The 18,852-nt window shown below is 67.0% G+C and carries 18 protein-coding genes; 15 read left to right on the top strand and 3 right to left on the bottom strand.

Features of this window, described 5'->3' with window-relative positions:
• From ABZW74_RS11100 to holA, 9 genes are all read left to right on the top strand, one after another.
• A partial coding sequence (locus ABZW74_RS11100; protein WP_355276206.1) for a VWA domain-containing protein occupies positions 1 to 821 on the top strand: 821 nt, incomplete at its 5' end.
• Positions 822 to 882: 61 nt separating this feature from the next.
• Positions 883 to 1,599, top strand: a complete 717-nt coding sequence (gene nadD, locus ABZW74_RS11095) for a nicotinate-nucleotide adenylyltransferase (RefSeq protein WP_240857559.1) — start codon at positions 883 to 885, stop codon at positions 1,597 to 1,599.
• A complete protein-coding gene (gene rsfS / locus ABZW74_RS11090; protein ID WP_240857560.1) occupies positions 1,596 to 1,958 on the top strand; it encodes a ribosome silencing factor in 363 nt (120 codons plus the stop codon). The genes nadD and rsfS overlap by 4 nt, the downstream gene beginning before the upstream one ends.
• Positions 1,955 to 2,668: a histidine phosphatase family protein gene (locus ABZW74_RS11085; RefSeq protein WP_355276203.1), complete on the top strand. Its 714-nt coding sequence runs from the start codon at positions 1,955 to 1,957 to the stop codon at positions 2,666 to 2,668. Before rsfS ends, ABZW74_RS11085 begins: the two co-directional genes overlap by 4 nt.
• Positions 2,665 to 3,399, top strand: coding sequence for a diglucosylglycerate octanoyltransferase (gene octT, locus ABZW74_RS11080; RefSeq protein WP_355276201.1), 735 nt, complete (start codon positions 2,665 to 2,667; stop codon positions 3,397 to 3,399). The genes ABZW74_RS11085 and octT overlap by 4 nt, the downstream gene beginning before the upstream one ends.
• 18 nt (positions 3,400 to 3,417) lie before the next feature.
• Positions 3,418 to 4,278: a DegV family protein gene (locus ABZW74_RS11075; RefSeq protein WP_355276199.1), complete on the top strand. Its 861-nt coding sequence runs from the start codon at positions 3,418 to 3,420 to the stop codon at positions 4,276 to 4,278.
• 101 nt (positions 4,279 to 4,379) lie between these two features.
• A complete protein-coding gene (locus tag ABZW74_RS11070; protein ID WP_355276197.1) occupies positions 4,380 to 5,363 on the top strand; it encodes a helix-hairpin-helix domain-containing protein in 984 nt (327 codons plus the stop codon).
• Positions 5,364 to 5,379: 16 nt separating this feature from the next.
• Positions 5,380 to 6,873, top strand: a complete 1,494-nt coding sequence (locus tag ABZW74_RS11065) for a ComEC/Rec2 family competence protein (protein ID WP_355276195.1) — start codon at positions 5,380 to 5,382, stop codon at positions 6,871 to 6,873.
• 53 nt (positions 6,874 to 6,926) lie between these two features.
• Complete coding sequence (gene holA, locus ABZW74_RS11060) at positions 6,927 to 7,892, top strand: DNA polymerase III subunit delta (RefSeq protein ID WP_355276193.1); 966 nt, start codon at positions 6,927 to 6,929, stop codon at positions 7,890 to 7,892.
• 446 nt (positions 7,893 to 8,338) lie between these two features.
• On the opposite strand, the gene rpsT is transcribed toward holA, so the two are convergent.
• Positions 8,339 to 8,599, bottom strand: coding sequence for a 30S ribosomal protein S20 (rpsT, locus tag ABZW74_RS11055; protein WP_355276191.1), 261 nt, complete (start codon positions 8,597 to 8,599; stop codon positions 8,339 to 8,341).
• 238 nt (positions 8,600 to 8,837) lie between these two features.
• Here rpsT and ABZW74_RS11050 point away from each other — a divergent pair, with 238 nt between their 5' ends.
• From ABZW74_RS11050 to ABZW74_RS11035, 4 genes are all read left to right on the top strand, one after another.
• Entirely contained in the window at positions 8,838 to 9,998 is a 1,161-nt protein-coding gene (locus tag ABZW74_RS11050) for a sulfotransferase family protein (protein ID WP_240857568.1), read from the top strand.
• Between the two features lie 85 nt (positions 9,999 to 10,083).
• Positions 10,084 to 11,889, top strand: coding sequence for a circularly permuted type 2 ATP-grasp protein (locus tag ABZW74_RS11045; protein WP_240857569.1), 1,806 nt, complete (start codon positions 10,084 to 10,086; stop codon positions 11,887 to 11,889).
• Positions 11,886 to 12,863 (top strand): alpha-E domain-containing protein, encoded by a 978-nt coding sequence (locus ABZW74_RS11040; RefSeq protein ID WP_240857570.1) that lies wholly within the window; start codon positions 11,886 to 11,888, stop codon positions 12,861 to 12,863. Before ABZW74_RS11045 ends, ABZW74_RS11040 begins: the two co-directional genes overlap by 4 nt.
• A complete protein-coding gene (locus ABZW74_RS11035; protein WP_240857571.1) occupies positions 12,860 to 13,708 on the top strand; it encodes a transglutaminase family protein in 849 nt (282 codons plus the stop codon). Before ABZW74_RS11040 ends, ABZW74_RS11035 begins: the two co-directional genes overlap by 4 nt.
• Before the next feature lie 10 nt (positions 13,709 to 13,718).
• Here ABZW74_RS11035 and ABZW74_RS11030 read toward each other — a convergent pair whose 3' ends face one another.
• Together ABZW74_RS11030 and ABZW74_RS11025 are read right to left on the bottom strand one after the other, a co-directional pair.
• Positions 13,719 to 14,141: a type II toxin-antitoxin system PemK/MazF family toxin gene (locus tag ABZW74_RS11030; RefSeq protein ID WP_240857572.1), complete on the bottom strand. Its 423-nt coding sequence runs from the start codon at positions 14,139 to 14,141 to the stop codon at positions 13,719 to 13,721.
• Entirely contained in the window at positions 14,138 to 14,812 is a 675-nt protein-coding gene (locus ABZW74_RS11025) for an alpha/beta fold hydrolase (RefSeq protein ID WP_355276187.1), read from the bottom strand. Before ABZW74_RS11025 ends, ABZW74_RS11030 begins: the two co-directional genes overlap by 4 nt.
• A 121-nt stretch (positions 14,813 to 14,933) precedes the next feature.
• Between ABZW74_RS11025 and lepA the strand changes: the two genes are divergently transcribed.
• On the top strand, positions 14,934 to 16,781 hold the full coding sequence (gene lepA, locus ABZW74_RS11020; protein WP_240857574.1) for a translation elongation factor 4: 1,848 nt from the start codon (positions 14,934 to 14,936) through the stop codon (positions 16,779 to 16,781).
• On the top strand, positions 16,781 to 18,826 hold the full coding sequence (locus ABZW74_RS11015) for a M3 family metallopeptidase (RefSeq protein ID WP_355276185.1): 2,046 nt from the start codon (positions 16,781 to 16,783) through the stop codon (positions 18,824 to 18,826). The genes lepA and ABZW74_RS11015 overlap by 1 nt, the downstream gene beginning before the upstream one ends.
• Positions 18,827 to 18,852: the final 26 nt, after the last annotated feature.

Genomic DNA, 18,852 nt, shown 5'->3' with positions numbered 1-18,852 from the left:
CCATCGAGACGGAGACGCAGCGTCGGATGGCCGATCGCAACGGCCGCGAGCGCGTCGGCGAGTACGCGGTCCCGCAACTCCCGGAGAACATCAACTTCCTGTCTGCCGGTGCGCGCGAGCAGATGGAGATCCGGCGCACCATCGAGCCGCTCGCACGACTGTTGGCGGCCAAACTGGAGACCCGCAGACGGCGGGCGCATCGGGGTGCGGTCGACGTGCGCAAGACGCTGCGCGCCTCGATGTCGACCGGTGGCGTGCCGATCGAACTGAGTCACCGCAAGCCGCGGCCGGGCCGTCCCGAGCTCATCATCGTGTGTGACGTGTCGGGGTCGGTCGCCGGTTTCAGCCAGTTCACGTTGCGTTTGGTCTACGCGCTGCGCCAGCAGTTCTCCAAGGTTCGGGTGTTCGCGTTCGTGGACACCGTCGACGAGGTGACCGAGTACTTCGACCATGGCGAGGACGACTTCGGCGCGGCCATGCACGCGATGATCTCGACCGCCCGCATCAGCACTCGTGACGGGCATTCCGATTACGGGAACATGCTGCGCGGCTTTGTCTCCGAGTACGCGGACTCCCTGACCCATCGCGGTGCGCTGCTGATTCTGGGCGATGCGCGCAACAACTTCCACGACACGTCGATCGGTGCTCTGACGGAGCTGGTGGACCGGGCCCGGCACGCCTATTGGCTCAATCCCGAGGCGCAGACGCACTGGGGCACCGGGGACTCGGCTGCGACCGATTACCAGGAGGCGATCGACATGTTCGAGTGCCGTAACGCGGTGCAACTCGGCCGCGTCATCGCCGACCTCCTGCCGATCTGAGCTGCTGTCGAGCAGCCTCGATACTCCGACGGCGCGGCGAGGACGCGTAGACTCACCCTTCATGTCCGTCGACCGTTCGCGTGTGCGCCGCATCGGCGTGATGGGTGGCACGTTCGATCCGATCCACAACGGGCACCTCGTCGCGGCCAGCGAGGTCGCGCACCGGTTCGCGCTCGACGAGGTCATCTTCGTCCCCACGGGGCGGCCGTGGCAGAAGCTCGATGAGGACGCGCGGGTGAGCCCGCCCGAGGACCGGTATCTGATGACGGTCATCGCGACCGCGTCGAACCCGCGATTCAGCGTGAGCCGGGTCGACATCGATCGTGCGGGTGACACCTATACCGTCGACACCCTGCGTGACCTGCACGAACTGCTGCCCGATGCGCAGCTGTACTTCATCACCGGTGCCGATGCGCTGGAGTCGATCCTGTCCTGGCAGGACTGGGAGGAACTGTTCGAGCTGGCTCGGTTCGTCGGCGTGAGTCGGCCCGGCTACGAGCTCAACGCGAAGCATCTGGCGCAGCATCTGGAGACGATGCCGCCCGACACGCTGCAGATGTTGGAGATCCCGGCGCTGGCGATCTCCTCGACCGAATGCCGCACCCGGGCCGCGAAGGGCAGACCCGTCTGGTACCTGGTGCCCGACGGAGTCGTGCAGTACATAGCCAAACGGAAGCTGTATCGTGCGCCTCGGGCGACCTCGCCCGGGGTGTCGCCGCCGGCGCGGGATGGCGGCCTCGACACCGCCGGTGAGGCAAAGACGAAGGGACGGGTGTGACTGCGTCAGCAGAAGCGCTGGAGATGGCACGGGTGGCTGCTGCGGCGGCCGCCGACAAACTCGCGCACGACGTGACGGTGCTCGACGTGTCCGAGCAGTTGGTGATCACCGACGCGTTCGTGATCGCCTCGGCCGACAACGAGCGTCAGGTCAACGCGATTGTCGACGAGGTCGAGGACAAGCTGCGGGAGGCCGGGCACAAACCGGTACGACGCGAGGGGACGCGCGAGGGCCGCTGGGCGCTGCTCGATTACGTCGACATCGTCGTACATATCCAGCACGCCGACGAACGGCAGTTCTACGCGCTGGAGCGGCTGTGGCAGGACTGCCCGGTGGTCGATCTGGGTGACCCGTCGTGAGTGGTGGACCGGATTCGCACGACACCGCCGTCGAACGCCTCACCCCGGTGGTCCGACGACTGATCCTGCTGCGGCATGGGCAAACCGAGTACAACGCGGGCAGCCGGATGCAGGGTCAGCTCGACACTGACCTGTCCGAACTTGGTGTGCGTCAAGCAAAGTGGGCGGCGGCGGCATTGGTCGAGCGGCAGCCGATGGTGATCAGATCGTCGGACCTGCGACGTGCACGCGACACCGCCGAGGCGTTGGCACAGCGCACCGGTCTCACGGTGGCCACCGATGAGCGGCTGCGCGAGACGCACCTCGGGGATTGGCAGGGACTCACCCACAGCGAGGTCGACGTGTCCGCGCCGGGTGCGCGTGCGGTGTGGCGCGACGATGCGACGTGGACACCACCGGGTGGTGAGAGCCGGGTCCAGGTGGCCGCGCGGGCGATCCCCGTGGTCGACGAGCTGATCGCCGAACTGCCCGAGTGGGGCGCCGGCGATACGCCGGAGGCCCCGGTGGTGCTGGTTGCCCACGGCGGAGTGATCGCGGCGATGACGGCTGGGCTGCTGGCGTTGCCGGTCGAGAACTGGCCGGTGTTCGGCGGTCTCGCCAACACCAGCTGGGTTCAGTTGTCCAGCCACGGGATGCCGGGTGCGCCGGGCCGCTGGCGTCTCGACGTGTGGAATGCGTCCGCCGAGGATTCGGACCCGGCGATCCAGTGAGCGCCCGACCCGGCAGTGTGTTGGTGCTCTCGGATTCGCTCGCCTACTACGGACCCACCGGCGGTCTGCCCGCAACGGATTCGCGGATCTGGCCGGTGATCGTCGGCGAGCAATGTCGGCGTCGCATCCACTTGTTCGGCCGCATCGGCTGGACGAGTCGAGACGTGTGGTGGGCACTCACCCAGGACCCGAACATCTGGGCTGCGGTCCCCGACGCCGACGTGGTGGTGCTGGCCTTCGGCGGCATGGACAGTCTGCCGTCACCGCTGCCCACCGCCTTGCGCGAGGAAATCCGCTATCTGCGGCCGAACAGGCTTCGGCAGCTGGTGCGCGACGGATACCAGTGGGTGCAACCGCGGGCGTCGCGCCTCGGCTGGCCGGTGGCGTTGCCGCCGCGGATCACCGTCGAGTACTTGGAGAAGATTCGCGCCGCGCTGGCCCAGTTGCGACCTGACCTGCCGCTCCTGCTGTGTCTGCCACCAACACACCGGAGCCCGTACTACGGCAACGTGCACCTCGGTCGGATACCGACCACGTCGGCGATGCAGCGTTGGGCGGATAGTCACCAGATCAGGTGTGTCGACTTCTATCCGACGACGCGGGACGCATTCGACGACCCGGACGTCGAGATGAATCCGGACGGCATCCACTGGGGTTTCGAGTGTCACCGCCGGATAGCGGAACTCGTCGTTCCCGCGGTGAGCGCGGCCGAGGCGCATCCGGCCGGGTGAACCGGCTAACGTAGACGCGTGCCTGTCGTCGTCGTCACGGATTCGTCCTCGCGGTTGCCGCGGTCGGTGGCCGACCATTACGGCATCCGCCAGGTCCCGCTGCACCTGACGCTCGACGGTCAGGACTATCGGGAGGGCGTCGACGAGATTCCGCCCGATCTCATCTCGACCCCCGGGGTCACCACTTCGGGAGCCAACCCGCACGAGCTCACGGAGGCCTTCGACGCCGCCATCGCCGACAGCGACGGCGACGGTGTGGTGGCCGTACACATGTCGCGTCGCCTGTCGGGCACCTGGGCGTCGGCTCGATTGGCCGCGGAGAAGTTCTCGGGTCAGGTCCGGGTCGTGGACTCGCGCTCGGTGGGTCTCGCAGTGGGGTTCACCGCGATCGCAGCAGCGCAGGCGGCGCGAACGGGCGCTGACCGAGACCGCGTCTATGAGTCGGCGATCCGCGAGGCCGCGACCGTCGACTCGTTGCTCTGCGTGCAGAACCTGGACAACCTGCGCAACAGTGGGCGAATCAGCGCGGCCAGCAAGATGCTGGGTTCGGCCCTGGCGATCAAGCCGATCCTGCACATGGTCGACGGCACCCTTGCCCTGCGCGAACGCCACCGAACGTTCTCCAAGGCGCTCGCGAAGATGGTCGACGCCGCCGTCGAGTCGGCCGCCGGACGCGCCGTGACGCTGGGCATCCAGCACTGCGCAGCCGACGCCGCCGCCGCCGATCTGGCCGAGCAGCTGCGGTCCAAGCTCCGGGTCGTCGTCTCGGAGATCACCGTCGACCTGGGTCCGGTGCTCGGCTGTCACGTCGGGCCGGGTGCGGTCGGAGTCGTCATCGCAAGTCATCTCGAGCCCATCGAGGGGATCGGTCGGGACTGACCCGACGAGGTCTGTGCACAGTCCGTCGTGTGTGCACAGACCGGTGCACCGCACGCGCGCCAACCGCCTTGCCGGTCGGGTCGCGGCCCTAGCCTTCGGGCATGAGCACATCAGGACGGCGTAATCCGCTCGATCGCCTGTCGCCGGTCGGACCCTCGGCCACGACTGGTCGGTCACTCGTGGGCGCGCCGGAGGTGGTCCCGGACACTGACTCCGGGCCGGACACCGACTCCGCGCCGGATGCCGATCACGTCTCCGAGACGCGGTGGGGGATAGGCGCCATGCCGGCCTGGCTCGACCCCGTGGACGGCGACCACGACGGCCGCGGAGGTTCGACTGCCGTGCGGTCGCCGACCTTGCTCGACTCCGAGGATGACGAGGACGACGCCGAACGCATCGGCTCCCGACGGTTCGCCGTCGCGCCGCCGGCCGCTCTCGCACTCCTTGCAATCGGTGTGATCGCTTGCGTGGTAGCCGGTTTCGGACTCTTTCGTGGCTCGGACCCGCCGCCTGCGGTGGCGTTCGAACCGACGGCAGGCCCGTCGGTGCCGATGACGACGTCGATGCCGACCGCCGTGCCGGCGCCGGCCCAACTGGTGGTGAGTGTGGTCGGACTGGTGCACCGGCCCGGCCTCGTGAGAGTGCCGTCGGGCGCTCGGGTCGCCGACGCCATCGAGACGGCCGGCGGGCCGCGTCAGGGAGCCGACACGGTGTCGCTGAATCTTGCGCAACTCCTGCATGACGGAGATCAGGTTCTCGTGGGATACGCCGGCGCCGACGGACGCGCGCTGCGCAGTTCGGTTGTCCCGGCCACGCGCACGGACTCCGCGTCGTCGGCAACGCCTGGCGGCGGTCCTACGACGCCATCGGCGACACCGGGTCCCGAGTCGGGGGCTCGCGTCAATCTGAACACCGCCACCGAGTCGGAGCTCGATGCGTTGCCCGGTGTCGGCCCGGTGACCGCTCGCGCAATCATCGACTGGCGCAACAAGAATGGCCGATTCAGCAACGTCGACCAGCTCGGGGAGGTCGACGGGATCGGGCCGGCGCGGCTGGCGAAACTCCGCGACCTGGTGACGGTCTGAGCCGGATCGCCGAGGTGTGGATCTTCGCCTGCTGCTCCCCGCGGTCGTGGTATGGGCCACCACGATTGCTGGACTTGCTGCCTCGCAACAGGTCACGGCGCTCGCCGCGATCGTCTCGGTGATCTGCTGCGGATCGTCGGGCGTGGCATGTGCTCGTGGGCTGGTAAGCTGGCGCACCGTCGGCCTGCTGGTGGTCGCGACCGGTCTGGCTGCAACATGCGCGACGGCCATGTTCATTCGGCAGGAGGAGCGTGCCGACCACCCACTTGCCGACGTGTCCGGCAAAGTGACGGTCACCATGGTCATCCGCGACGATCCGACGGTCGTCGGAGATGAGCGGCACGGTCGGGTCCGGGCCCGTGTGGTCGTGAATCAGATCGGCGCGCGAACGGTCGCACCGGGACCAGCGGAGTTGTCTGCGGACACGGCGCAGTGGTCGGTGTTGTTGCCGGGTCAGCGGGTTCGCGCGCTGGTGCGGGTGCGTCCGCCGCCGGCCGGTTCGCTGCTGACCGCCCGCTTGACCGCGGCAGGTCCGCCGACGCTGATCGGACATCCACCCATTCACCAGCGGTTGGCCGGCGCGGTACGTGACCGTCTGCAGATTGTCAGTTCCCGGGCATTGGGCTCCGAGTCGTCGGGCCTGCTGCCGGGGCTGGTCATCGGTGACACGAGAACCCTTGATCCGGTTGTGCAAGAGGACTTCCGGGCGTCCGGGCTCAGCCATCTCACGGCGGTGTCGGGGAGCAATTTCGCGATCATCTGCGGCGCGGTGCTGATGCTGGTTCGTGCTGCTGGTGCGTCGCCTCGGCTGGCGGCGATTCTGGGTGCGGTGACGATCCTCGGTTTCGTGGTGCTCGTCCGACCGTCACCGAGTGTGCTCCGGGCGGCGATCATGGGTGCCATCGGCCTGCTGGCGCTCTTGTCGTCGCGACGTGCGCAGGCGTTTCCGGCGTTGGGTGCCGCGGTCGTGGGGGCCTTGCTGTGGTGGCCGGAGTTGGCGCTCCAACCCGGCTTTGCATTGTCGGTGGTCGCCACCGCAGGACTGGTCCTGTGGGCACCGCGGATACGCGACGGACTGCGCGGCATGCGGATCCCGCCCGGGCCCGCGGAGATCCTCGCGATGGCGATCGCGGCTCAGGTGGTGACCGCACCGATCGTGGCGATGGTGACCGGCACCTTCTCCGTGGTCGGGGTGGTGGCGAATCTGCTTGTGGCGCCGGTGGTTGCGGTGATCAGCGTGGTCGGCACCGTCGCCGCCTGTGTCGGGGTGATCGGGTCCGCGGACGGAGCGGGCGCTGCGACCGCCGAACTGCTCGTCCGGGGCGTCGCCCCCGAATTGTGGTGGATGCGGGTGTGCGCGCGAACGCTCGGACGGTTGAGTTGGGCCCGCATCGTGGTACCCGACGGGGTACTGGGCGCCGCGATCGTCCTTGTCGTCACGGGTCTCGTCGTGCTCGTCCGGCGAGGTTGCGCACGGTGGATGTCGCGGGGCCGCCGATCATCGGGGTGAGAAGTCGCGGTCTGCGCGGTTCGCTGTCACCCCGGTCTGGCACGATTGTGGCCGTGACCGAACGTCTGCACCTGCTCCTCGGCGACGACGACTTCCTCACCGGCCGGGTCATCTCGGCGGTGTCTGCTGAGCAGTCGAAAGCTGCCGGGACCCCCGTGCCGGTCACGCGTGTGCGTGCGGGGGATGTCAGTGAGCACGAACTCGCGGAGTTGCTCAGTCCGTCGTTGTTCGCCGAGGAACGCATCGTGGTCGTCGGGTCCGCAGCGGATGCGGGCAAGGAACCGGCTGCACTGATCGCGCAGGCTGCTGACTCGCTGCCCGACGGCATCACGCTCATGGTGATTCACAACGGCGGTGGTCGGGCGAAATCGCTCGTGCCCGCACTGAAGAAATCCGGTGCCGTGGAGCACGCCACGGCCGCTCCGCGCTGGCCGTCGGAGCGGATGGACTTTGTGCGCAAGGAGTTTCGTGCGCTCGGCGTCAAGGTCCACGCCGACGTCGTCGAGCAGGTGGTCGAGGGGGTCGGGTCGGAGCTGCGTGAACTTGCGGCGGCATGTGCCCAGCTGGTGGCCGACACCGGCGGCAAGGTCGATCGCGACGCGGTCCGGTTGTACTACCAAGGTCGGCCGGAGGTGACCGGCTTCGAAGTGGCCGACCGAGCGGTGACCGGTGATCGGGCGGCTGCTCTCGAATCGCTCGCATGGGCCTTGCATCACGGCGTGGCCCGCGTCCTGCTCGCCGACGCCCTGGCCGAGGCGGTCCACGCCATCGCACGCGTGCGTCCGCTGACCGGCAATCACTTCTCGGTGGCGTCGGAAGTCGGTATGTCACCCAATCGGGTCAAGAACGTGCAAGCTCAGGCGCGGGCCTGGGACTCCGAGTCGATCGCCCGGGCGATGAAGGTGGTCGCGGCGCTCAACGCCGACGTCAAGGGGCAGGCGGCCGACGCCGACTATGCGCTCACCCATGCCGTCGCCACGGTCGCCGACCTGCGGCCCACCGGTCGGCGTCGGGACTGATCCACTCCGGACACTCTGTGTCCTGTTGGAAAATCTGTGTGCTGCAGCGCACAGATTCAACGATTCGGCACAGGGTGGTGCGGTGCCGGCCGCGGGAGCGTCACTGATCGGGAGAGCTCGGTGACCGCCCCCGTGAGCTGGGGAAATACGGCAGCGCCTGCTGCGAAAGCCTAGGGGAAGAACTTCTTCCCCGGGGTTCATAGTCGTCCGCGAGAAACTTCTAGGGGAGGACACCAAGGGCAGGAGACGAGTTTCTTCCCCTACTTTTGTGCCGGATCGGGCCCTGAGGCCGGGGCTCTTTCGCGACTCAGCCGCGAGGTACCTCCTCCACGATCTCAGCCCACCGTCGGTGCAGACGCGATTCACCCCGGCGACTGCGTGGACGTCGCCGGGGTGAGCCGGAAGTGCTGATGCGCTGATTCGGTCAGGCCGAATCGCGGGTCAGATCAGAGCTTGTTGACGGCGATGGCGATCGCCGACTTCTTGTTCGCAGCCTGGTTGGCGTGGATGACGCCCTTGCTGGCAGCCTTGTCCAGCTTGCGGCTGGCCGACTGGCCGAGCTCGGTGGCCTTGTCCTTGTCCCCGGCCTCGACGGCCTCGCGGAAGCCGCGGATCGCGGTACGCAGCGACGACTTCACCGACTGGTTGCGCTTGCGCGCCGCTTCGTTGGAGCGGTTGCGCTTGATCTGGGACTTGATGTTTGCCACGCGTGTTTCCTCTGGTCAATGCTGGTGTGTTCGGTCTGTTCTGGCTGAGCTCGCAGACCCGCATCGGGTTCGGCTCGCGCCGGCAGCGCGCACCGGCGACACGGGTGCCACCTCGTCACTGCAACAGCGATCAACATTACCAGTCGCGGTGGTTCTGCCCAAAATCGCTGAACCCGACGGTGAACACACAGGCCACGGCTTCCGATCACCGTGAGCAAATGTCTAGTCTTTGACCATCATGTCAGTCGTCTTCGTGCACGTCGGCCTGCCCAAGACCGGCACCACCCACCTGCAGGACCGGCTCTGGCGCAACCGTGACCTGGCACTCAGGTCATCGGGGCTGCTTTACCCCGGAAATGTGATCTCCGACCACTTTCATGCCGCCGTGCACCTGCAGCCCGACCGCTACCTCGACTGGGCCGATCCGGCGTTCGCCGGGACCTGGCCGAAACTGCTCGGACAGATGCGTGCGTGGCCGCAGACCTCGCTGCTCTCCCACGAGCTGTACAGCACCGCCACACCGGCGCAGATCGAGTCCCTCATGAGTGACCTGTCCTTTGCCGACGAGGTGCATGTCATCGCGACGGTTCGGGACCTGGCCCGCCAGTTGCCGTCGGTGTGGCAGGAGAACGTCAAGAATCAGCGTCGTGCGAGTTTCGACGAGTTCGTCTCGTCGGTGCGCGCCTTCGCCCGGCCCGATTCGCCCGATCAGAGCCCGGCCGATCCGCCGCCGGTGATCGACGAGGAGCCGTTCTGGGAATTCCAGGACTTCGTGGAAATTCTGGACCGATGGTCGCAGGTGGTGGGCCCCGAGCGGGTGCACGTCGTCACCGTCGGGCCCCGCGGTGCCCAGGCGGTCCCGGGGGACTCCCTGTGGGACCGCTTCCTCACGACCATCGGCGTCGATCCCGCCGCGCTGACCATCCCGGTACCCAGCACCAACAGCTCGCTGTCGGCCGCGCAAGCCGAGTTCCTGCGCGCCCTCAATCTCAGGTTGCAGCCCGACACCATCGAATGGCGTCGCTACGAGCGGGTGATCAAGGGGCAGCTGATCGGCGAGATCCTGTTCGACGCCCCCGGCGGCCCGGCCCAGGCGCTGTCGCCCGCGCAGCGCGAATGGGCGGCGGCGAAGTCGGCGTCGATGGTCGCGGCAGTCCGATCGGCGGGCTACCGGGTCACCGGCGACCTTGCCGACCTCGGGGTGACTACGACCGCGGGCGCCACCGGTGACGCGCCACCCCCGACCTCCGACGACGTGCTCGATGTCGCCCTGGACACGATGGCCGCCATGGTGCTCGCGGCGCCGCTGCCCAGCGTGCGACCGCGCTGGCAGACGCGCGCGGTGAACGTGGTGCGACGTATGCGCAGGCGTGCGCTGGGGGCGCGCCGCTCGGTGTGAGTGCCTGGTCGGCATCGCCCCAGCGTGTTGCGCGTGTCGGCGACCACCATGCCGAATCGGCGTTTTTGTAGCACCATGGCAAGTTATGAGCCCCGCTTCCACCAGTGCGCCCGCCAAGAAGGCAGCGGCGCGTAAGTCAGTACCGGCCAAATCGTCGTCCTCGACGACCACGAGCAAGTCGGGAGGGCGGCCCGCCGGGGCCAGGACGAGGCCCAATTCTGCGGGCGAAACATCAACTGCGGTAGGACTTTTCGACGGTTACGCGTCGGGTCCCTATGGCGAGGCCTACGACGAGATGTTCGACGGCGAAACCGACGTCCGCACACCGTATCGCGGTATCCACAAGGCGATGAGCCGCCAGGATCGGTCCGATCTCGAGACGCGGGTGGACGCGCTCGGACGTGCCTATCTCGACCAGGGTGTCACCTTCTCGCTGTCCGGCAAGGAGCGGCCCTTCCCGTTGGATGTTGTGCCACGGGTGATTTCGGCCACGGAGTGGACCAAGCTCGAGGCCGGCATCACCCAGCGCGTGCAGGCGCTCGAACTGTTCCTCGACGACATCTACGGCGAGCAGGAGATCCTGCGCGACGGTGTGCTGCCCAAGCGGCTCGTGCACTCGTGTGAGCACTTTCACCGCCAGGCGGCAAACATCAAACCACCCAACGGGGTTCGCATCCACGTCGCCGGTATCGACCTGATCCGCGACGAGAACGGCGACTTCCGTGTTCTCGAGGACAACCTCCGCTCGCCGTCGGGTGTGTCCTACGTCCTGGAGAATCGACGCGCGATGGCGCGCGTGTTCCCGGATCTGTTCGCCACGCACCGGGTGCGTGCGGTCGCCGACTACCCGAGCCACCTGCTGCGGGCCCTGCGCGCCTCCGCGGCCTTCAACGAGGCCGACCCCAACATCGTGGTGCTCACCCCGGGCGTGGCCAACTCGGCATATTTCGAGCATTCGCTGCTCGCCCGGTTGATGGGCGTCGAGCTGGTGGAGGGCCGCGACCTCTTCTGCCGCGACAACGTCGTCTACATGCGGACCACCGAGGGCGAGCAACGGGTGGACGTCATCTACCGGCGCATCGACGACGACTTCTTGGACCCGATGCAGTTCCGGCCGGACTCGATGCTCGGGGTTGCGGGACTGCTCAACGCGGCGCGTGCGGGCAACGTGGTGATCTCCAGCGCGGTTGGCAACGGCATCGGCGACGACAAGCTGATCTACACCTACGTCCCGGAGATCATCGAGTACTACCTGGGCGAGAAGCCGTCGTTGCAGAACGTCGACACCCTGCGCTGCTGGCTCGACCACGAGTGCGAGGAGGTGCTCGACCGCATCGACGAGCTGGTGGTGAAACCGGTGGAGGGCTCGGGCGGCTACGGCATCGTGTTCGGTCCCGACGCCACCAAGGCCGAGTTGGACACGCTGGCGCGCAAGGTCCGCAACGACCCGCGTGGCTGGATCGCGCAGCCGGTGGTGCAGCTGTCCACCGTGCCGACCAAGATCGGCGACGACCTGCGCCCACGACACGTCGACCTGCGGCCGTTCGCCGTCAACGACGGTGAGTCGGTGTGGGTCCTGCCGGGTGGGTTGACGCGAGTTGCGCTCCCGGAGGGCTCGCTCGTGGTGAACTCCAGTCAGGGCGGTGGTTCCAAGGACACGTGGGTGCTGGCGTCGCGAGGGTCCGAAGAGGAGCGGGAGATGTCCGGCGCCAAGGTGGTGACGGCGAGTGGTGTCGCCGCCGCACGACCGGCCGAGAGTGCTCCGGACCCCGTGCACACACAGACTCAACAGCAACAACAGGGCGTCATGTCCACGCAGAGTCAGCAGATGGGCGACATGGTGCAGTCGCAGCAGCAGGGCGGCCAGGAACAGGGTGGTGACGCACGATGATGTTGGCCCGCAACGCGGAGTCGTTGTATTGGATCGGCCGTTATGTGGAGCGGGCCGATGACATGGCCCGCATCCTCGACGTGGCCATCCAGCAGCTGCTCGAGGACGCGACGGTCGACGTCGACCGTCAGGCCCGCCTGATCGTTCAGGTCCTCGGACTCCCCGCACCCGAATCGGGTGAGGAACTCGACGTCTGGTCGCTGACCGAGCGCGTCGCCTACGATTCCGACGCCGTCGGCTCGATCGTCGACCTGGTGCGGGCGGCCCGGGAGAACGCCCGCGGTGCCCGTGAGGTGACGTCGAGCGAGTTGTGGGAATGCCTCAACACCACGTACAACGGGCTCGACGCGGCCGAGCGCCGTTCCCGCCGGCTGGGCCCGCACGAGTTCCTGGCCTACGTCAAGAATCGGGCGGCGATGTTCGCCGGTCTCGCGGACGCGACGATGAGTCACGACGACGGGTACCGCTACCTGCTGCTCGGCCGTTCGGTCGAGCGGGTGGACATGACCATCCGGATGCTGTTGGCCCGCGCGGGCGATCGGTCGAGTTCGCCGGCCTGGGTCAACGTCCTGGTGTCGGCGGGCGCGCACGACACCTATCTGCGGACCTATCGCGGAATCCTCAACGCGGAGAACATCGTCGAGTTCATGCTTCTCGACCGCCTGTTCCCGCGGTCGATCTTCCACGCGCTGAGCGTCGCCGAGCACAATCTGGCGATGCTGGAGAAGGGGCCGAGCCGCGTCGGGGCCCAGGCCGAGGCGCAGCTGCTGCTCGGCCGCGCCCGCAGCTCGCTCGAATTCCTCGAGCCCGGAAAGCTTCTCGACGATCTGCAGGAGCGGCTCGTCGACCTGCAGGACACCTGTCGGGCCGTCAACGAGGCGGTCACCAACCAGTACTTCCACGTCTCGCCGTACGTGTCGTGGGCCGACGCCCGTGTCAGTGAGGGCCACGTGATCGAGGAGAGTGAACTGTGAGCTGGCGTCTGCGCGTCGTCCATTCCACCGGATTCGCCTACAAGGAACCGGTCACGTCGTCGTACAACGAGGCTCGCCTCACCCCGCGCAGCGATGCCCGGCAGAACGTGATCGTGAACCGCGTCGAGACCGTGCCCGCCACCCGGTCGTATCGCTACACCGATTACTGGGGAACCGCGGTCACCGCATTCGACCTGCACGCACCGCATGAGGAACTCGAAGTGTCGGGGATGTCGGTGGTGGAGACCGAGGCGGGCGAACGCCCGGATGCGGACAAGAGCCGATCCTGGGAGGACATTCGTAGCGAGTACGTCGAGGACCGCTACGACGAGATGCTGTCCAACACCGACTATGTCCCCAAGAACCGCGGGCTCGGCGCGACTGCGAAGCGGCTCGCGAAGGGTTTGACGCCGGAAGAGGCGGTCGAGGCGGTGTGCAAGTTCGTCCACGCCGAGATGGAGTACGTGCCGGGCACCACCGGTGTGCACACGACGGCCGTCGACGCATGGAACGAGCGCAAGGGCGTCTGCCAGGACTATGCGCATCTCTCGCTACTGATGTTGCGCAGCTTGGGGATTCCGTCGCGCTACGTCTCGGGTTACCTGCATCCCAAGCCGAATGCGAAGATCAACAAAACCGTCGAAGGTCAGAGTCACGCGTGGATCGAGGTGTGGACCGGCGGTTGGTGGGGCTACGACCCCACCAATGACACCCCCATCACCGAGCAGCATGTGTCGGTGGGCGTCGGCCGCGACTATTCCGATGTATCACCCCTCAAGGGCATCTACACCGGTGGCGGCGCAACGGATCTCGATGTGATCGTGGAGATCACGCGGCTGGCGTGAGGGCGGCTGATCAGCGCCAGCCGTGCTGTGCGCGGAGTTCGCCGGCCACCTCGTCGAACCGGCGACGATCGAGAATGGCGCCTTCCCTGCGGATTCCGTCGTCGTCGATGACGAGCACGCGGTCGAGCCGGACGAAACTCTCCCGGTGTTCACCATCCCACGCGCCGGCGCCGACCGAGATCCAATCCGGGTCGTCGCGGTGATAGTCCTTGCTGGACAACATGAGTCCGAGAACATCGTCGGAGTTCTGATCGGCGCGGTCGCGGCCGACGACGAGCACCGGACGGTCCTTGCCCTGGTTCGGGTCGTCCTCGAACGGCACCCAGGTCCAGACGATCTCGCCGGGGTCGGCGTCGCCGTCGATGTTCGGTGAATAGCTGACCTCCCGCGCGAAATGGGCGGTGGGCTTCGGGATCGGCGCGCGGCGCGTCATCGGCAAATCTCTTTCAGCAGGAAGTCGTCGACGGCGTCGACGGTCAACAGCACGGTGGGCTTCTTGTTCGGGTCGAGATTGTGGCCGGTCTTCTCCACCTCGACGATCAGCGTCGGCGCCGGGATGAGGCCGATCGCCGCGGCCATCTCGTCGGTGGTCCCGAACGGGTCAGTGCTGCCGTGGACGACGAGCGTCGGCACCGCGATCGACGACAGGTGCTCGGTGCGCAGCCGGTCGGGCTTTCCGGGCGGGTGCAGGGGGTAGGACGTGAGCAGGAGACCGTCGGCAAGGTCGGCGCCGTCTTCGGCCACCGCCATCGACGCCTGTCGACCGCCGTAGGAATGTCCGCCGACGATGAGCGGGCCGCCGGATTCGTCGCGGAACATCGCGCACGCCGCGCGGATGCCGTCGCGGTCGGCCGCGGCGGTGGATGGGCTAGGCGGACCCTTGGGGCGGCGCCGCCGGTAGGGCAGGTCGATGCGGGCGACCGTGAAGGCCCGCGCGGACAAGGCCTCGGCGAGCGCCCGCAGGATCACGGCGTGGCGATTGCCGCCCGCGCCGTGCGCGAGGACGACCGTCGCACGCGGGATCGATGCCGGCCGGTGGATGTCGGCGACCACGCCGTCGCGCTCCACGGACTCGACGCTGGTGTTCTCTGGCACGCTGGTCACAGTAGTCGGGTCGAGCGCGGTGAAAAGCCTCGGTCGTGGGCGGTCGGGGTACTCATGAGAAAATGGACACCGACGCCCGACCGCAGCGTTTTGTCCAGCGCAGCGTCCTTATCGAGGAGAGTTGACGATTAGCTTCGCCGATACCACCTTCACCGATCCGGCCCGGATTCGGAACTTCTGCATCATTGCCCACATCGACCATGGGAAATCGACCCTGGCCGATCGGATGTTGCAGCTCACCGGCGTCGTCGAAGAGCGCCAGATGCGTGCGCAGTACCTCGATCGCATGGACATCGAACGCGAGCGCGGCATCACCATCAAGGCACAGAACGTGCGGCTGCCCTGGAAGGTTGGGGACACCGACTACGTCCTGCACCTGATCGACACCCCCGGCCACGTCGACTTCACCTACGAGGTGTCGCGGGCACTGGAGGCGTGCGAGGGCGCGGTGCTACTGGTCGACGCGGCGCAGGGGATCGAGGCTCAGACGCTGGCGAACCTGTACCTCGCCATGGAAAACGATCTCACCATCATCCCGGTGCTGAACAAGATCGACCTTCCCGCCGCCGACCCCGACCGCTACGCCGCCGAGATCGCGCACATCGTGGGCTGCGAACCGGACGACGTGCTGCGGGTGTCGGGTAAGACCGGTGCCGGCGTCACCGAACTGCTCGACGAGGTGATCAAGCTGGTGCCCGCCCCCGAGGGCGATCCGGATGCTCCGGCGCGGGCGATGATCTTCGACTCGGTCTACGACACCTACCGCGGCGTGGTCACCTACGTGCGTGTGGTGGACGGCAGGATCGTGCCGCGCGAGAAGATCGCCATGATGTCCACCGGCGCGACCCATGAACTCCTCGAGGTCGGCATCGTCTCGCCCGAGCCGAAGCCGTCCAAGGGTCTCGGTGTCGGGGAGGTCGGTTACCTCATCACCGGCGTGAAGGATGTGCGGCAGTCCAAGGTCGGTGACACCGTGACGACCGCGCGCAACGGTGCGACCCAAGCGCTCACCGGCTACCGCGAGCCGCGGCCGATGGTGTACTCAGGTCTGTATCCGGTGGACGGCTCGGATTACCCGGTGCTGCGCGAGGCACTGGACAAGCTGCAACTCAACGACGCCGCGCTCACCTACGAGCCGGAGACGTCGGTGGCGCTCGGCTTCGGATTCCGCTGCGGCTTCCTCGGGCTGCTGCACATGGAGATCACGCGTGAACGGCTCGAGCGTGAATTCGGGCTCGACCTCATCTCCACCGCCCCCAACGTCGTGTATCGCGTCGTGATGGAGGACGGCAGCGAGCACGTCGTCACCAACCCGTCGGACTGGCCGGAGGGCAAGACCCGCAACATCTTCGAACCGATCGTGAAGACGACGGTCATCGCGCCCAGTGAGTTCATCGGCGCCATCATGGAGCTGTGCCAGTCCCGGCGCGGAGAGCTCGGTGGCATGGACTATCTGTCCGAGACCCGCGTCGAACTGCGGTACACGCTGCCGCTCGCGGAGATCATCTTCGACTTCTTCGACGCACTGAAATCCCGAACCCGCGGCTACGCCAGCCTCGACTACGAGGAGGCGGGCGAGCAGGAGGCCGATCTCGTGAAGGTCGACATCTTGCTGCAGGGCGAGGCGGTCGACGCATTCAGTGCGATCGTGCACCGGGAAGCCGCCTACACCTACGGCAACAAGATGGCGACCAAGCTCAAGGAACTGATCCCGCGCCAGCAGTTCGAGGTGCCGGTGCAGGCAGCGATCGGCTCCAAGATCATTGCGCGCGAGAACATTCGGGCCATCCGCAAGGACGTCCTCGCCAAGTGTTACGGCGGTGACATCAGCCGTAAGCGCAAACTGCTCGAGAAGCAGAAGGAAGGCAAGAAGCGGATGAAAACCATCGGGAGGGTCGACGTGCCGCAGGAGGCGTTCGTCGCGGCGCTGTCCACCGACGCGGTGGGTGACAAACCAAAGGGGAAGTGATGTCAGTGGATTCGATCAATCCTGTTCTGGCCGAGAGTGATCTGCCCTACGGGCTACCGGATTTCGCGTCGATCTCCGACGATGACTTCTTGCCCGCATTTGCCACGGCGATGGCCGAACAGCTTCGGGAGGTCGAGGCGATCGCCGCAGATACCCGTCCGGCGACCTTTTCGAACACCATTGAGGCGCTGGAACTCTCGGGTCGGGATCTGGCCCGGGCGAGCGGGACCTTCCTCAATCTCGTCGGCCCTGACACCAATCCGCAGCGAAATGCGATCTCGCAGCAGCTCTCGACCGAGCTGACCGATCACGAGAACACGATCGCGATGAATCCGGTTCTGTTCAAGCGGATCTCGGATCTGCATGGTCGCGCGGAGGAGCTCGAACTGACCGAGCCGCAGCGTCGGCTGCTGGACAAGCGCTACCGCGAAGCGGTGCGCGCGGGCGCCGCACTGGGGCCCGACGAACAGGCTGAGATGCGTCAAATCGCCTCCCGCCTGGCCTATCTCACCACCACCTTCTCGCAGAAGATTCTCGACGACACCAACGCCTCGGCGGTCCTCGTCGACGACGTATCGCAGTTGGACGGCATGTCGAAGGGTGAGATCGCCGCCGGGCGACGGGCGGCGGCGGACGCCGGGCACGACTCCGGCTACCTCATCGCACTCGAACTGCCGACGAGCCAGTCCGCGGTGGAGACGTTGTCGGATGCAGGGGTTCGGCAGCGGGTCTTCGATGCGTCGGTGGCTCGCTGTTCTCGTGGAAACGACCACGACACAACCGAACTCGTGTTGGAGATCGTCCGTCTGCGGGCGCGTCGGGCCGCATTGCTCGGCTACCGCGACCACGCCGAGTACGTCATCGCCGAGCAGACCGCACCCGATCCCGCTGCCGTGGACGAGCTGTTGGGAGAGTTGGCCGTTTCGGCGATGCGCGCCGGTGGCCGGGAGTTGACGCGGCTCACCGAGTTCGCCGCAGGCGCCGACATCGGCGCCGCCGATTACAGCTACTGGCTAGCACGCGAGAAGCGGACGACCTCGACCGTTCCGCTCGACGACTTTGCCGACTACTGCGAACTGAATGCGGTACTCGAGCGTGGCGTGTTCTACGCGGCCGGAAAACTCTACGGGCTGCGCTTCACCGAGCGCACCGACCTGGCCGGTTACCACCCGGACGTGCGCATCTGGGAGGTTTTCGACGACACCGGCACCGGCATCGGGTTGTTCCTCGGCGACTTCTACGCGCGGTCATCGAAGCGGGGCGGCGCGTGGATGAGCAACATCGTCGACCAGTCGGAGGTGTTGGCGCAGCGTCCGGTCATCGTCAACGTGCTGAATCTGACGAAACCCGATGCGGGAGAACAGTGTCTGCTGACCATGGATCAGCTCACCACACTGTTCCACGAGTTCGGACATGCCCTGCACGGTTTGTTGTCCGCGGTGGATTATCCGTCGCAGTCCGGTACGTCGGTGCCCCGTGACTTCGTCGAGTTCCCGTCGCAGGTCAACGAGATGTGGGCGCTGCATCCCGACGTGCTCGCCAACTATGCGCGCCATCGCGAGACCGGGGAGCCGATCCCGGCCGAACTCGCCGACGCCGCCCGGGCTTCAGCGTCTTCCGAAAGTGCCCATGGCACCATCGAATACCTTGCGGCGTCGGCACTCGATCTCGCCTGGCATCGGCTGACGGAAGACGAGGCCCAGGCTGTCGATGACGTGGAGGCCTTCGAAAAGCAGGCGTTGATCGACGCAGGTCTTGCGACCGAACTGATTCCGCCGCGCTATCGCAGTTCCTACTTCAATCACATCTTCGGCGGCGGCTATTCGGCGGGGTATTACTCCTACATCTGGTCGGAGGTGCTCGACGCCGAAACCGAGCAGTGGTTCCTCGCCGAAGGCGGGCTCGAACGCGAGAACGGTCGACGCTTCGCCGACGCCACACTGTCGCGCGGGGACAGCGTGGATCCGCTTGTCGCGCATGAGGACTTGATCGGACGCAAAGCGCAGATTGCTCCGCTGCTCGAGCGTCGGGGTTTGACGGCCTGACGAGATCGGTAGCAATGGTGCGCGCG

Origin of the sequence: Gordonia sp. NPDC003585, assembly GCF_040610755.1 — a bacterium.
In the GTDB taxonomy this organism is placed as follows: Bacteria; Actinomycetota; Actinomycetes; order Mycobacteriales; family Mycobacteriaceae; genus Gordonia.
Note: the sequence above shows the minus strand (reverse complement) of the source record. Positions and strands in the feature narration are given on the sequence as shown.

Bases quoted from the DNA above. Each gene is read 5' to 3' on its own strand.
- ABZW74_RS11045 (WP_240857569.1), top strand. From the start codon at position 10,084: ATGAGCCCCGCTTCCACCAGTGCGCCCGCCAAGAAGGCAGCGGCGCGT.
- ABZW74_RS11050 (WP_240857568.1), top strand. From the start codon at position 8,838: ATGTCAGTCGTCTTCGTGCACGTCGGCCTGCCCAAGACCGGCACCACC.
- ABZW74_RS11030 (WP_240857572.1), bottom strand. From the start codon at position 14,141: ATGACGCGCCGCGCGCCGATCCCGAAGCCCACCGCCCATTTCGCGCGG.
- ABZW74_RS11015 (WP_355276185.1), top strand. From the start codon at position 16,781: ATGTCAGTGGATTCGATCAATCCTGTTCTGGCCGAGAGTGATCTGCCC.
- nadD (WP_240857559.1), top strand. From the start codon at position 883: ATGTCCGTCGACCGTTCGCGTGTGCGCCGCATCGGCGTGATGGGTGGC.
- ABZW74_RS11070 (WP_355276197.1), top strand. From the start codon at position 4,380: ATGAGCACATCAGGACGGCGTAATCCGCTCGATCGCCTGTCGCCGGTC.
- ABZW74_RS11040 (WP_240857570.1), top strand. From the start codon at position 11,886: ATGATGTTGGCCCGCAACGCGGAGTCGTTGTATTGGATCGGCCGTTAT.